Genomic DNA, 13,808 nt, shown 5'->3' with positions numbered 1-13,808 from the left:
GCTACGACGTCTGGTGGGATCGCGTCCTGGAGGCGTGGGGCGATTATGAGGAACAGATCCGCGAGGCGCTGCAGGACGCTGCGCCGTGGTCGTGATCTGGAGCGAGGGGCAGCGTATTCCTACTAGGTCAAGGCCGAGGCCAAACGGGCACGCACCAGTCGCAAGCTGGTGAATCTCCGGACCCCGGAATTCACGCTGGGCGAGATACCGTCGCCCTTCAATCGGGTGGACCATACCCTGACTCTCGACCCTGACGATCTCGCTCCGGTCCTCAAATCCGTGCATACATTCTGGCGAGGGAAAGTGCCCGCGGGCGTAAAGCCCCGACACCTATCCTACCGTGAGCAATACGGCGTCGACCTCTTCTCTCCCAAGCGCGCGCGGATGCCCGAGGATCCGTGCGACCTGTCGCCCTCCGCCCTGCTGCAGGCGTGCTACGCGATCGTTCCTTTCGTCGATGCCAGCCACCACCCATATTGCCGGCTCGACCTGGACGGAAGCGTGTACTCACCAGGAGCACCGCACCCGTCTGAACATCCTGACCCTGGCGCTGAGGCCATCGTGAAGGTCTACAAGCCCTTGGCCACCTTCCTGGGAGGCGTATTGCCGGTCATCGGGGCGGCCATATTCGGCATACGCGCGACTGCGGACTTTCGCACGGCTATCCGGCAATCCGAACGCATGACTACGGAACTAGACGACCTTGGCGGAGAGCTCGAGGCAGCCCTGGAACAGGCTGACCGCGCTCGCGTGGTGCAGTTGCTCGGCAAGCTGAGCCGCAGCTTATCGTATGACCTCAAGATATGGAGCATGGTCTACAGTGAACGTGATCTGGCGCCGGGATTCTGAGCGGCGCATTCGATGCCGGCAGGCGGCCGCCAGTCTTGGCGATGCCGGTCCGAGAAACGTAACTTCTGTTTGATCGAGCAAGGGAGGCCGGTGATGCGTGGATTGCCCGTAACACTTCCGGATGAAGGGCTCCTGGTCGGATGGTCCCTGGAGGCGAGGCGGCGCAAACCGGCCATCGGGTTCACCGCGCCCGGTGCCGAGTACGACTCGCCGGCGAAGACACTGGAGCCCATCCTCGACAGCTCGGAGGGCCACCTGATCTCCATCGCGCCCACCGGCGCCGGCAAGGGTGTGGGCTGCATCATTCCTGCACTGCTGCGCTACACTGGCCCTGTCGTAGTGGTCGACCCCAAGGGTGAGAACTACGCGGTGACCGCCGCCAGGCGGCGGCAGATGGGGCAGGATGTGGTCCTGTTCGATCCGTTCGAAGTGACTCCGGACGCCTCGGGCCAGCGTTTCAATCCCATGGACCTCGCGGACCCCGGATCTCGCCATTTCGTCGAAGACGTCAGCACGCTCGCCACGCTGGCCTCGAAGAACACCGGCGAGACAGGCATGCGGCATGATCCGTTCTGGCCACAGATGGGTCGGGTCCTGGTCACCGCGGCGATCCTTGACGTGCTGACGATGCCCGATTCGGCGGCTGCCACCTTGCCCGCGGCGCGCGCCCTGCTCAACCAGACCCTCGAACAACTCGCTGAGCGCGCCAAGCAGTGGCAACAGGCGGACAACACCGAACTGCGCCAGATGGCCGGCCTGCTTGGCAACCCCGCGGAGACCACCATGGGTGGGTACTGGGCACTGGCAATGAACCAGCTCGACTTTCTCAAGGGCGACCTCGTCAGTGATCACCTGAGTGGCTCGGATCTTGACCTCAACACCGTCTACCGCGGCGACCCGGTGTCCATCTACCTGGTGCTGCCACCGGACAAGCTGGAAAGTCACTCTCCGTTGCTGCGCCTGTGGATCGGCAGTCTGGTCAGCGTTCTATCCCGGCGCACCAGGCAGCCGCGACGGCCGACCTTGATGCTGGTCGACGAGGCCGCCCAGCTCGGCGAGCTGCCACAGTTGCGCAGCGCCATCACGCTGCTGCGCGGCTACGGCGTGCGGGTGTGGAGCTTCTGGCAGGACCTAAGCCAACTGCGGCGCCTGTATCCGAGCGACTGGGAGACCATTCTGAACAACTGCCGTATCCAGCAATTCTTTGGCGCCACGACGGGAATGGCTGCCGAAGCGGTTGCCGATGTGTCCGGCTATGGCCCACGCGAGGCGGTGCTGGAACTCGAGCCGGATGAACTCATTCTCAATGTCGCGGGCGACGAGCCGGTCGTTGTGCGCAGGCCCAATTATCTTATCGATCCGCCATTCAGGGATCTCTACACACAAAACCCGTTCTACGACCAAACCCGGCGGCCCACACAACCGCAGACGCGCGCCGTGTTTCGGCGCAGCGAAGCGCCGACGACCGCTCGTGAGCGGCACATGGCCAAGCAAGCAATGGCCTTGAGCCAGCGGATCTTCCATCCGGTAGCCAGCGCGCACTGGATCGAGCTGGGAGAAGACGACAAGCAGCATCACCTCAGCCAGATGGCACTTCAGGACAAGCTCGACAGCTCTGAGGTCGCGCTGTTTCGATGCGCGCTTCCCTTCTACGCCGACCTCGACTGGTACGATCTGCGCTTCCATCGCCAATCTCCCACGCTGCACGCCTATTTCGTAGCCTCCGAGGAACACTGGAGTTGGCTGGATGGGCAGTCGGAGACTATCCACGCTATCAATGCCATGGCGCCTATCCGCCTGACGCAGAACAACCTGATCCGTTACCTGCGGTTTTTCTGCAGCTCGATGTACGCTTCCGAGGGCCGCTTTCTCGTCGTGGAGTCCGCCGACGAGCTCGAGTGGCAGGAAGAGCCGGAACCGAGCTTCAGGCAGTTTCTCCAGGAAAACCTTCATCCTCCCAGGCCAGACCGTTCCGAACCCTCGTCTGAGCAAGGCTGGATTCTGAACGCAACCACCGTGTACAGCGACCTGATAGTCTCCGCACGCTTTCAGATCGGGACGGACGGTAGCGTGGCGATGATCCAGGATTCGGTAATCGCAGCGGATCTGCCCCTGATCCCGGACCTCGCCAGGCTGCGCTACATCGGCACCGTCGATTCCGATGGCGCGTTCAAAGCAGCCCGTAGCGACAGCTAATGCACGAAGTCATCGGCATTCTCGACAGGATGAGAGCTGTTTTTTGGGCGAATACACTGGAGCATCGTGATGGGAGAGCGGGACGCTTCATACGATATTTTCATCAGCTATGCGCATGCGGACGACCGCGACGGCTTCATCTCGGCGCTACGCGATACGATCGAGGCGGAGGTGACCGCGTTCGTCGAACGCGGTGTCGACGTCTGCTTCTTCGACAAGAGCCATATCCGGACGATGGCCGACTGGGAGGAGGCGACAATCCTCTCCGGCTTGCGCAGCTCGAGACTGCTCCTCGCGGTCCTGTCGCCGAACTACTTCCTGAGCCCGTTTTGCTGGCGCGAGTGGCTCGAATTCACACGGCTTGGAAGCGAGGAGGCGCTGGCGAACATTTTGGGTGATTGTGCCACGATCTATATTGAGCCGTGCCCACCCTTCGACGCCTCCGAGCAGCTTACAGCTGCCGAGCTGGCCCAGCGACTCGTCCTGTTGGCGGAGGAGCGAGCGGCGCCGCCGGAGCGGACGCCCATCGCCGAGCCGGGCATTGCCGAAGAACTCGCGAACTGGGCTGCCTTCCTGCGGCGCCCACAGCGCGTCGAACTCCATTCGTGGCGAGACAAGGGCGTCGACGCCCTCAAGGATAACGTCGTTCGTAAGCGCATGAAGCTCTTGACCTAGCGTCTCTCACGCGTCGCCGGCCGGGCCGAGCGGCGCCGCCTATCTCCGAACACGGTGCCCCATCACACCCCTTCCTTCGTCGGACGCGTCGCCGAGCTGCGCGAGCTGCGCAATGTCCTCGCCATCGACCGGCCCGAGGGCACGGTCGCCGTCGTGCAGAGCGCCTTCCCCGGGATTGGCAAGTCCGCGCTCGCCTTCGAGTATGCGCATGTGTTCAGCGACAACTATCCCGGCGGGCGCTGGCGGGTGCGGGCCGAGGGCGTCTCGGACATGGCGCGCGCCTTCATCCGACTCGGGCGCGATCTCGGCATGGACATCACGGAGCGCGACGAGGCGGACCCGGATCAGGCATTTCGGAAGGTGCGCGCCGAGCTGCAGGAGAGTGGTGGGTGCCTCCTCGTCTTCGATAATGTGGACCGACCGGACCTCTTCCAGCTTACGGGCGATCGCGCGCTGCCGGACGCCGATCGTGCCCATATCCTGGCCACGCCCCGGCTCGAACGCGACCTCTGGCCCACCAATGGTACTGACTTCGAATTCCTGCCGCTGGGCGCACTGTCGATCGAGGACGGGCTGCGGCTGCTCGAGAGGTACCGCGGGCCGGACGGCGGCGACGAGCGCGCCGCGGCTCGCGCCATCGCGGAGGCTCTCGCCAGCCATCCCTTCTCGCTCGAGGTCGTCGGCGCCTTCCTCGCGCTCGATGCAAACCAGGCGACAACCTATCGTAGTTTCTACGAGCACGAGATCAAGGCCAAGGGGCTCACTCTGTCCCTCGATGCGGCCGGTGGAGCGGTTACGCTCAGCCGCCACGACCAATCGGTAATCACCGAGCTGCTCCGCCACGCCTTCGCCCAGCTCCACGCCGAGGAGCGGCTGGTCCTTGACTACGCGGCGCTGATGGATGCCGAGCAGGTGATTCTGCCGATGCTGCGCGAGTTCGCCGGAAAGGATCATTCGACGCTCCTCGAGGAGGGGGCCACGGGAACGGCTGACGCGTGGAACAAGCTGATCGCCCGCCTGTCGGCGCTACGCCTGCTGACGCCGACGGACGCGGGCGAGGGGTAGGGCCGCCTGGGGCGATTTCATCGGCTGCTCGGGGCGGTTCTGAGGGAGGAGGCGGGAGAACGAGTAGAGAGGTTGGAGGAAGCTGTAATCGATAACGCCTTCTCTCGGGAGGCGGCGCTCCGCAATCTCGAGCGAGTGGACTTGCGTTGGATGCTATTGCCGCTCGTGAGGCTCGCGTTTGCTCTGGTCACGCGCAAAACTCGGATGGAGAGAAAGGCGGCTCTTCTGTCCAATTTGGGAGTTTGCCTGTCTGAGCTATGCCGCGCGGGCGAGCCGCTGGAGGCCCATACCGAGGTGGTGGACATCTATCGCCGCCTGATCGAGGCCTGGCAGGGCGAGGTCGAGCCCGACCTCACCATGACGCTCTACAACAAGGGCAACGCGCTCCAAGCCCTCCACCGCGCGGGCGAAGCGCTCGAGTCCTACGCCGAGACCGAGCGCATCTATCGCTGTCTGGTCGAGGCCGGGCAGGGCGAGTTCGGGCCGGATTTGGATCGTAGCCGGCGCGCTCTGTGCATGGGCCTGCTTGCGGCGGGCCGCGGCAACCTCGCTACACGGCTGGGGCGATATTTGTCTGCCCAGGAGGACAAAATGGAAGAGATGAAGTTAAGGTCGCTGCTTTGGCTTTCGTCCGGGCATCTCTTCCCACGCAGGCTGTGGCTAGCCATCGGTCTCGCGTTTGGCGCCACCGCTTTAGCCGCATGGTCGATCTGGGCACTGATCCTGGCGGTACCGATGGGTCTTGTTTCTCTAATAGGGCTGAATATCGAGCTTCGTCGCGGTTTCGGTTGGTGGCGCACGCGCAACATTGATCTCTGGGAGATCAGAGCGCTCGTCGAGGAATTGGAAGCCGGGGAGAGGCGTTTGTAGTGATCTGTGGTGGTGTCGCGGAGCTAAGTCCGGCTGCCTGTGGCGATTACTGGAAAAAGCGTCGGGCCACCAGGCGCGAACGGAGACCGCATTTTTCGCAGCAGCACGCAAGCCGGTTTCCTCAGTTCTTGTTCTTGTCACTATTGGCTGCTGGACTCGTCCTATCCAGTTGCCGTGCCAAGTACGTCTTCGGGTTCGTAGTGGACTGAGCTGAGCCTCAGTATGTGGCCGCGCTTTGAAGTGTCAGGGTTGTCAGGCGGGCGCCGGGCTCGTGCTTGAGCCTCGCAGTCACCTCCAGCGCCGGGGCTATCCGGGGCCGGATGAGCGCGATAGCCTCGGGCGGGAACGGCCCAGTCGATGAGCCCTCGGTCCCCTGGCGCCCCCCAAGACCTGCGACATGGGCCGTGTCGGCATCAGCGCCACCGCCCCAGAGCCGAGCCCGTTCTAGCAGTGGCGCGCCAATGCCCAGCAATGGCAAAGTGGCCACGCGGGAACAAGCCCTGGCCGTGAAGTCCGAAGAGCTTGTAATTGGAAAAACGCATTATGCTCATCCTCTTTGTCTGTACCGCAAACAAGCTGAGAAGCCCGACAGCCGAGGATGTCTTTAGCGTCTATCCAGGCGTTGAAGCGATTTCAGCGGGCACGAACGTGAATGCGCCGTGTCCTCTGACCAAAGAGTTAGTGGCATCCGCCGACATGATCTTCGCGATGGAGAGCCATCACCGCGAGCGCATTCGTAAGAAATTCAAGAAGCGCCCACCGGACAACCGGATAATTACGTTGCACATACCCGACGTGTACGTGCGCGGCGATCCGGAATTAGTGGCTCTTCTCAAAGACAAGGTCTGCCCCAGATTAGTCAATCTTTACCAGAAAGATTAGCGGGGTGGGGCAATGTAAGGGCCTTTTTGTTGCTTCACGGTAGTCTCCAGCTTCAGTTACCTGTCGGGACCGTATGATTGGTCACCCGCTTGATTGAATTGTTGTTAGCGTCTCCCTTCTTTGGGTCTCGGTGCCCAAAGTCGTGGTAATATTCTGATTTAATCTGATTAAATTCAGGGTTGGCGGTCTCAATGACCAAGCGCAACACGTGACCCATCAGGTACGGTGTTGCGCTTGGTCATTGAGACCGCCCACCTTCGACTATGCCCGCCACTTCCCGGAATCGAAGCGCCTTCACGAGAGCCAGTTCGGCTACTACCTGGACCTGTGGCTGGCCATCAAGGAGAACGAGCTCGCCTACTCCAGCTTTCGAGGTATCAAGTCGAAGGCCGAGACGCACGTTCGCCCGCGTTGGGGCAATGAACAGGCCGATGCGATCGACCACATAGAGCTCCAGGACTGGATCCAGAAGGAACTGGCGAAGCACCTGTCGAACAAGACGATCAAGGAGATCGTCAGCATCATGCGGCAGACCTTCCGGCTCTACGCCACCCGCAACAAGAAGGCCTTCGACCCAACGCTGGGCATCACCATCCGCCTGCCGGACGACGAGGATCCCGACCCGTTCAGCCGCAGCGAGATCGAAAAGATCCTGACCACGCCGACGAAGCGCGTCCAGGAGCTCAACCTGATCCAGTTCGCGCTCTACGATGGCCTCAGGATCTCCGAAGCCCAGGCGTTGGCGTGGGAAGACGTGCTCGACGTCTAGAAAGGCATCATTCGGTACCGGCGCGCAGTGGTGCGCGGACGATTCAAGGTGACGAAGACCAAGCGATCGACGCGAGTCCGCCACCTGCTGAAACCGGCGCGGGAAGCGCTCCAGGAGCAGTACGCGCTGACCGGCAAACTACCGGCGCAGCCCTACGAGATCGTCGATCGTGACAACCGCACCGTGCGCAAGGAGAAGCTGCGGCTGGTGTTCCTGAATTCCCAGAGCGGTAAACCGTTCTACGCGAACGCGATCCGGCAACATTTCTGGAAGCCCCACCTGGAGAAGGCCGGGGTGAGATACCGCAGTCCAAACCAGTGCCGGCACACCTTCATCAGCCAGATGCTGTCTCTGGGCGTGGTGCCGCTGCACTGGATCTCGAACCATGTCGGTCACTCCACCATCAACATGATCCAGCGCCGCTACGGCAAATGGTTCAAGTCCGACGGCCAGGACGTGCCCAGCATGATCGAGAAGCTGCTCGAACTCTGACCGTTCCCAGGATTGTTCCCAAAACCCTTCCCAACGGCCAGAAACGAAAAAGGGGAATCAACATAAGGTGTTGATTCCCCTTTAAAATTCGTTGGCGGAGGGGGAGGGATTCGAACCCTCGAAGCCTTTCGACTTACACACTTTCCAGGCGTGCTCCTTCGACCACTCGGACACCCCTCCGCATTGTGGTTCTATCGCTTCGGCGCGTGGCCTTTTGCTCAAGAACGGCGCATATACTAACGACTTAAGTCCGCGAATGCAAGCCGGTTTCGCGGTTTTCACTCGGCCCCACGCCGCCCGGCTCAGGCTTCTGGCAACACCGCGTAGTCGCCCCGGGCCTCCAGGCAGAGGGTGTCGCCGCACCAGAGCCGCTGGACCAGGGCGATGCGCCCCTTGCCGCGCCGCTCCAGCCGCTCGGCGAGGCTCGCAGGGCCGTCGTCCGCCTCGGGCTCGCAGACCAGGCGGTAGTCGCCGGTCACGGGCGCCAGGAAGCGCTGGGTGGCCTCGGCCACCACCACGTCCCGGGCGAGGCCACGGCGGCGCAGCCAGAGGGTGGTCCAGCACCAGCCTAGCAGGGTCGTCTGGGCGGTGAGCGCGCCGCCGAAGCCGGTGCCCTTGTCGTTGAGGCTGGGCGTGAGCGCCAGCTGCCAGGTGAGGCGCTTGTCGTCGCGGGTCATCTCGCGGATGCCGAGTGCGCCCACCATGGGGATCGCCCCGCCCAGCCAGACGAGGAACGCGGACATGTCGTCTTGGCCGCCGGCGGGCAGCGGCAAGCGCGGGTGGGGAACGCCGATCTCGCGCATGGGCTCAGTCCCAGCGCTCGACGAAGGCGTCGATGTCGTGCTCGGGCAGCGGCTTGTGGCGCCCGCCCATGGTGCCCAGATACAGGAAGGCCACCACCTCGTCGTCCTCGGCGAGCCCCAGCCCCTTGCGCACGGTGGGGTCGAACGCGTACTTGCCGCTGCGCCACATGGCGCCGAGCCCCTGGGCGTGGGCGGCGAGCAGGATGCCGTGGGCGGCGCAGCCGGCGGAGATCACCTGCTCGATCTTCGGCACCTTGGGCTCGTCCGGGGTGACCTTAGCGATCACCGCGATGATCATCGGCGCGCGCAGCGGCTTCTTGCGGGCCGCGTTGAGGGTGGCATCCGAGGCGTGGGGATCCTCGCGGAACTCGGCCTCGGCGAACAGCTCGCCGAGCCGCGCGAGGCCCTCGCCGGAGAACTCGATGAAGCGCCAGGGGCGCAGCTCCTTGTGATCCGGCGCGCGCAGGGCCGCCCGGTAGATCGCCTCGAGCTGCTCGGGGCTCGGCGGCGGGCCCATCAGCTTGCCCATGGAACTGCGTTCGTGCAGCAGCGTCAGCGCGTCCATTGAGTCTCTCCCTTGGGTTTTTCAGACGAGAATCTTTCTCGTCACTCTATCAGCTGCCCAGGCGCCTGTCGTGCCGGTCACCCGCCCCTCCCTCACTGCCGCGCGCCCTTATTGCCGAGAAAGCCGCAGCGGCTCGGGTGGCCGCTCGCCGGGGGTGGCGCGCCAGGGGCTGATGTCGAGCCCGCCGCGGCGCACGTAGCGCGCCAGCACCAGCAGCCGCTCCGGCTGGGCACGGGCCATCAGGTCGGTGAAGATGTGCTCCACGCAGTGCTCGTGGAAGTCCTGGTGCTGGCGATAGCCGATCAGGTAGCGCAGCAGACCCTCGCGGTCGAGCTTCGGGCCCCGATAGCGGATCAGCACGCTGCCCCAGTCGGGCTGGCCGGTGACCGGGCAGTTGGACTTGAGCAGATGCGAGTAGAGCGTCTCCTCGACGATCGCCTCCCCCACCGCCAGGTGCTCGGCGCTCGGGGTGTAGTCGGTCACCTCGATGTCCAGGTCGTCCAGGCACTCGCCGGGCAGGCACTTCACCGCCAGCGCCGCGTCGTCCACGTCGAGCAGCTCGACCGCGACCGGCGCGCCGGCCGCCTGGGCCAGGTCGCGCAGCAGGGTGTCGATCACCGCCTGGCGGCTCTCGAAACGGGTCTGGTTGAAGCCGTTGAGGTAGAGCTTCCAGGACTTGGACTCGATCAGGTAGGGCGACTCGGCCGGAAGCCGAAAGCGCGCCACGGCGACCAGAGGCTTGCCCCGGGCGTTGAGCCAGGAGACCTCGAAGGCGTGCCACTCGTCCTCGCCGACGAAGGGCAAGGCGCCCTCCTCGATGCCTAGCGGCGCGCGGTTGGCGGCCCGGGGAATGGGATAGAGCAGCCCGGCATCGTAGTGCTCGGGATAGGCGGACTCACGCCCCAGCGGGGCGTGGGTGAGGGTGTCGGGTCGGTGTTGGGTCATGTCAGCTCCTGATGCCCTTGCCATGCTTCAGCATCCACAGTGCGACGCCGTAGAGCACGCTGATGAAGGCCAGCACGGCCGCCAGCGCCCAGCCCACCGGGATGTCGGAGACCCCGAGGAAGCCGTAGCGGAAGACGTTGACCATGTAGAGGATCGGGTTGAGCATCGAGACGCCCTGCCAGAAGTCCGGCAGCAGCGAGATCGAATAGAAGACGCCGCCCAGGTAGGTCAGCGGCGTCAGCACGAAGGTCGGCACGATGGAGATGTCGTCGAACTTCTTGCCCAGCAGGGCGTTGATGAAGCCACCGATGGCGAACAGCGCCGCGGTGAGCACCACCACGAAGACCGTGAGCAGCGGGTGGGCCACCTCGATGCGGGTGAAGAACAGCGACACCACGGTGACGATCAGTCCCACGCCCAGGCCGCGAACCATGCCGCCGAGCACGAAGCCGGAGAGGATCACCCAGTTGGGCATCGGCGAGACCATCATCTCCTCGATGGAGCGCTGGAACTTGTTGGAGAAGAAGGATGATGCGACGTTGGAGTAGCTGTTGGTGATCACCGCCATCATGATCAGGCCTGGGACGATGAAGTCCATGTAGCTGTAGCCGTCCATCTCGCCGATCCGCGAGCCGATCAGGTTGCCGAAGATGATGAAGTACATCGTCATGGTGATCGACGGCGGCAGCAGGGTCTGCGGCCAGATCCGCGTGAAGCGTTTGATCTCCTTGACCACCAGGGTCCAGAGGGCGATGGCGATCTGCTTGGGGTTCATGTGCGCACTTCCTTCTGCTGGCCGTCATCCACCATGGAGACGAACATCTCCTCCAGGCGATTGGCGCGGTTGCGCATCGACATCACCTGCATGCCCTGCTCGGTGAGCGCCTCGAAGACGTCGTTGAGCCGCTGGCCGCGGTGCACCACCACCGCCAGCTGGGCGTCGTCCACGCGATGGATCTCGAAGCCCTCGACCTCCGGGGCCGCCTCCACCGGATGGGCGAGATCGAGCAGGAAGGTCTCGGTATCGAGTTCGGCGAGCAGCTCCCGCACGCTGGTGTCGCGGATGATCTCGCCATGATTGATGATGCCCACGCGGCGACAGAGGCTCTCGGCCTCCTCGAGGTAGTGGGTGGTGAGGATGATGGTGGTGCCCTCCTCCCGGTTGATGCGGCGCATGTACTCCCACATGCTGCGGCGCAGCTCGATGTCCACGCCGGCGGTGGGCTCGTCGAGGATCAAGAGCTTGGGGCGATGCATCAACGCCCGGGCGATCATCAGCCGGCGCTTCATACCGCCGGAGAGCATCCGCGCGCTGCCGTTGCGCTTGTCCCAGAGGCCGAGGTCGCGCAACAGCTCCTCCGCGCGCGGCAGCGCCTCGCGTCGCGACATGCCGTAGTAACCCGCCTGGGCCAGCACGATGTCGATGACCTTCTCGAACTGGCTGAAGTTGAACTCCTGAGGCACCACGCCGAGGTGGTACTTGGCCCGGGCGAAGTCGGTGTCGATGTCGATGCCGAAGATCGAGACCTTCCCCGCGGTCTTCTGCACCAGCGAGCAGACCACGCCCAGGGTGGTCGACTTGCCGGCGCCGTTGGGGCCCAGCAGGGCGTAGAAGTCGCCCTGGGCGACGTCGAGGTCGATGCCCTTGAGGGCCTCGAAGCCATTGCCGTAGACCTTGGTCAACCCACGGATGGAGAGAGCCGGTTCGGCCATGAAAGATCCCGTACAGAAGATGAATGGGGTGCCGTGGCGGCACTCGCCAGAAAAAACACGCGCGAGGCGCGGCACACGGGGCGCTGAGATGGGGGCGCCGCGGCGCAATTCAAGCCGCCGCGCGAGCCGCACTTCGAGCCGTACGTCGCGCAGTGCTCGGGGCCTGTCCGCCCGGTCGCGACCTCCCATCTTACGCCACCGAGGTGACAGTTCGCATGCTCATCGTTGCCGCGGGCATCGCGCGCCGTGTTGACCCGATGACGCCGGGGCCCTAGGCTGGGGCGAATTCCTGGGGGAGTCCTTGCGGACTGAGATTCCGGCACCGTGCACACACGGCACGGCCGGTAACCCTTCGAACCTGATCCGGATCATGCCGGCGAAGGGAAGGAAGTGCCATCCGGCCACGCTTCTCACCCAACGCAATTGCGTCCTCTCGTAGCGACGCTCGGCATCGCGCCGGGCCTTTTCATGCTAGGGAGAACGCCATGCTGTCCACCGCTCACGCCTTCTGGTGGCTCGTCGCCTTCGCGGCGCTGTTTGCCGTGCCGGGCCTGCTCTACGCCCGCCGCCACAACGAGAGCCTCGAGGACTTCATCATCGCCCGCAACAGCCAGGGGGCCACCGCCACGGTGCTGACCCTGATGGCCTCGACGCTGGGCACCTGGATCCTGTTCGGCCCCGCCCAGGCGGCCACCTGGGGGGGCCTGGGCGCCATCGCCGGCTATGCGCTCGGTTCGCTGGCACCGCGGCTGGTGATGATTCCGCTGGGGCGGCGCCTGCGCGAGCTCTCGCCGGGCGGCCACTCGCTCACCGAGTTCGTGATGAGCCGCTACGGGCGCCCCATGTACGCCTTCACCCTGGTCATCATGCTGTTCTACCTGTTCATCTCCCTGGCCGCGGGGATCACCGCCATCGCCAAGATGGTCGCCCTGCTGGCACCGGTCCCTCTGTGGGCGACCAGTTCGGTGGTGATGGCCGCCACCCTGCTCTACACCCTCTACGGCGGCCTGCGCGCCTCGATCTTCACCGACAAGGTGCAGATGATCGTGATCATGCCGCTGCTCGCCGTGCTGCTGATCGTCGGCTGGCAGGCTGCGGGCGGCGTCGGCCCTACCCTCGCCGGGCTCGAGGCGGCGGCACCGCAGCTGCTGGACATCACCGACCTGGGGGGCCTCAAGGCCGGTCTCACCTTCTTCCTGGCCGTGATGCTGACCGGGCTCTTCTACCAGGGCAACTGGCAGCGGGTCTATGCCGCCCAGAACAACCGCGCCGTGGGCCTGGGCTTCCTGCTCGGGGGCCTGCTGAGCGCGCCGATGATCTTCGTGATGGGCCTGTTCGGCCTGGCGTTCGTGGGGCTGGGGCTGCCCGGCGACGGCTCGGTCGCGCTGTTCAGCGTGCTGCTCGCCGACATCCCCGGCTGGTTCGCGGTGGGCCTGATCTTCCTGGGCCTGGCGCTGGTCATGAGCAGCGCCGACACCACCATCAGCGCCGCCTCGAGCATGATCGCCTTGGACGGCGGGCGCCTGCTGCCCGGCGCCAGCGGCCCGCGGCTGATGCGCCTGTCGCGCTGGCTGATCCTGCTGCTGGCGCTGCCGGTGACCTTCGTCGCCGCCCAGGGCTACAGCGTGCTGTATCTCTTCCTGCTGGCCGACCTGCTGTGCTGCGCGGCGGCCTTCCCGGTATTCTTCGGGCTGTTCAACCGCCGCTTCGACGGGCGCGCCGCGGTGCTCGCCACCCTCAGCGGCCTGGTCGCCGGCCTGACCCTCTTCCCGGCCCCGGGCGATGCCCTGACCACCCTGATGGAGTCCTTCCTGCTCGCCACCTTCATGCCGGTCGTGACGGGCCTGGCGCTGCTGGCGCTGCTGCCGGCGAAGCAACGCTTCGACTTCGCGGTGCTGAGCGCCGGCGCGCGACGCTTCGAGGGGTAAGGGGTAACACGAAAACGCCCCTCTTGGGGGCGTTTTGCGTTCTGGGGCGCCGTGAG

Annotated in this window: 14 protein-coding genes, 1 tRNA gene and 1 riboswitch; of the genes, 9 read left to right on the top strand and 6 right to left on the bottom strand. The window is 64.7% G+C overall.

Features of this window, described 5'->3' with window-relative positions:
• Positions 1-168 precede the first annotated feature (168 nt).
• The 8 genes from ACGTNG_RS04620 to ACGTNG_RS04585 all read left to right on the top strand — a co-directional run bounded on the left by ACGTNG_RS04620 (position 169) and on the right by ACGTNG_RS04585 (position 7,798).
• Entirely contained in the window at positions 169-849 is a 681-nt protein-coding gene (locus tag ACGTNG_RS04620) for a hypothetical protein (RefSeq protein WP_394575754.1), read from the top strand.
• A gap of 93 nt (positions 850-942) precedes the next feature.
• Complete coding sequence (locus tag ACGTNG_RS04615) at positions 943-3,045, top strand: type IV secretory system conjugative DNA transfer family protein (RefSeq protein ID WP_394575753.1); 2,103 nt, start codon at positions 943-945, stop codon at positions 3,043-3,045.
• A gap of 69 nt (positions 3,046-3,114) precedes the next feature.
• The gene (locus ACGTNG_RS04610) at positions 3,115-3,720 is read left to right on the top strand and encodes a toll/interleukin-1 receptor domain-containing protein (RefSeq protein WP_394575752.1); all 606 of its coding nucleotides are present in this window, start codon (positions 3,115-3,117) and stop codon (positions 3,718-3,720) included.
• A 54-nt stretch (positions 3,721-3,774) separates the two neighbouring features.
• Entirely contained in the window at positions 3,775-4,785 is a 1,011-nt protein-coding gene (locus tag ACGTNG_RS04605; protein WP_394575751.1) for a hypothetical protein, read from the top strand.
• A gap of 150 nt (positions 4,786-4,935) precedes the next feature.
• A complete protein-coding gene (locus tag ACGTNG_RS04600) occupies positions 4,936-5,655 on the top strand; it encodes a hypothetical protein (RefSeq protein ID WP_394575750.1) in 720 nt (239 codons plus the stop codon).
• Positions 5,656-6,183: 528 nt separating this feature from the next.
• A complete protein-coding gene (locus ACGTNG_RS04595) occupies positions 6,184-6,537 on the top strand; it encodes a hypothetical protein (RefSeq protein ID WP_394575749.1) in 354 nt (117 codons plus the stop codon).
• Between the two features lie 241 nt (positions 6,538-6,778).
• Positions 6,779-7,306: a tyrosine-type recombinase/integrase gene (locus tag ACGTNG_RS04590; RefSeq protein WP_394575748.1), complete on the top strand. Its 528-nt coding sequence runs from the start codon at positions 6,779-6,781 to the stop codon at positions 7,304-7,306.
• A gap of 27 nt (positions 7,307-7,333) precedes the next feature.
• The gene (locus ACGTNG_RS04585; protein ID WP_394575747.1) at positions 7,334-7,798 is read left to right on the top strand and encodes a tyrosine-type recombinase/integrase; all 465 of its coding nucleotides are present in this window, start codon (positions 7,334-7,336) and stop codon (positions 7,796-7,798) included.
• A gap of 92 nt (positions 7,799-7,890) precedes the next feature.
• On the opposite strand, the gene ACGTNG_RS04580 is transcribed toward ACGTNG_RS04585, so the two are convergent.
• The 6 genes from ACGTNG_RS04580 to ACGTNG_RS04555 all read right to left on the bottom strand — a co-directional run bounded on the left by ACGTNG_RS04580 (position 7,891) and on the right by ACGTNG_RS04555 (position 11,824).
• Positions 7,891-7,978, bottom strand: a tRNA-Ser gene (locus tag ACGTNG_RS04580).
• A gap of 122 nt (positions 7,979-8,100) precedes the next feature.
• The gene (locus ACGTNG_RS04575; RefSeq protein WP_394575746.1) at positions 8,101-8,601 is read right to left on the bottom strand and encodes a YiiD C-terminal domain-containing protein; all 501 of its coding nucleotides are present in this window, start codon (positions 8,599-8,601) and stop codon (positions 8,101-8,103) included.
• 4 nt (positions 8,602-8,605) lie between these two features.
• Positions 8,606-9,166 (bottom strand): nitroreductase family protein, encoded by a 561-nt coding sequence (locus ACGTNG_RS04570; protein WP_394575745.1) that lies wholly within the window; start codon positions 9,164-9,166, stop codon positions 8,606-8,608.
• A 108-nt stretch (positions 9,167-9,274) separates the two neighbouring features.
• Positions 9,275-10,111, bottom strand: coding sequence for an NADPH-dependent 7-cyano-7-deazaguanine reductase QueF (queF, locus tag ACGTNG_RS04565; protein ID WP_394575744.1), 837 nt, complete (start codon positions 10,109-10,111; stop codon positions 9,275-9,277).
• Between the two features lies 1 nt (position 10,112).
• Positions 10,113-10,886, bottom strand: a complete 774-nt coding sequence (locus ACGTNG_RS04560) for an ABC transporter permease (protein ID WP_394575743.1) — start codon at positions 10,884-10,886, stop codon at positions 10,113-10,115.
• Entirely contained in the window at positions 10,883-11,824 is a 942-nt protein-coding gene (locus ACGTNG_RS04555; protein ID WP_394575742.1) for an ABC transporter ATP-binding protein, read from the bottom strand. Before ACGTNG_RS04555 ends, ACGTNG_RS04560 begins: the two co-directional genes overlap by 4 nt.
• 281 nt (positions 11,825-12,105) lie before the next feature.
• Positions 12,106-12,226, top strand: a riboswitch (TPP riboswitch).
• A gap of 83 nt (positions 12,227-12,309) precedes the next feature.
• Here ACGTNG_RS04555 and ACGTNG_RS04550 point away from each other — a divergent pair.
• Positions 12,310-13,752 (top strand): sodium:solute symporter family transporter, encoded by a 1,443-nt coding sequence (locus tag ACGTNG_RS04550; protein WP_394575741.1) that lies wholly within the window; start codon positions 12,310-12,312, stop codon positions 13,750-13,752.
• Positions 13,753-13,808 lie beyond the last annotated feature (56 nt).

Origin of the sequence: Halomonas sp. B23F22_3, assembly GCF_043496965.1 — a bacterium.
GTDB lineage: Bacteria > Pseudomonadota > Gammaproteobacteria > Pseudomonadales > Halomonadaceae > Halomonas.
Note: the sequence above shows the minus strand (reverse complement) of the source record. Positions and strands in the feature narration are given on the sequence as shown.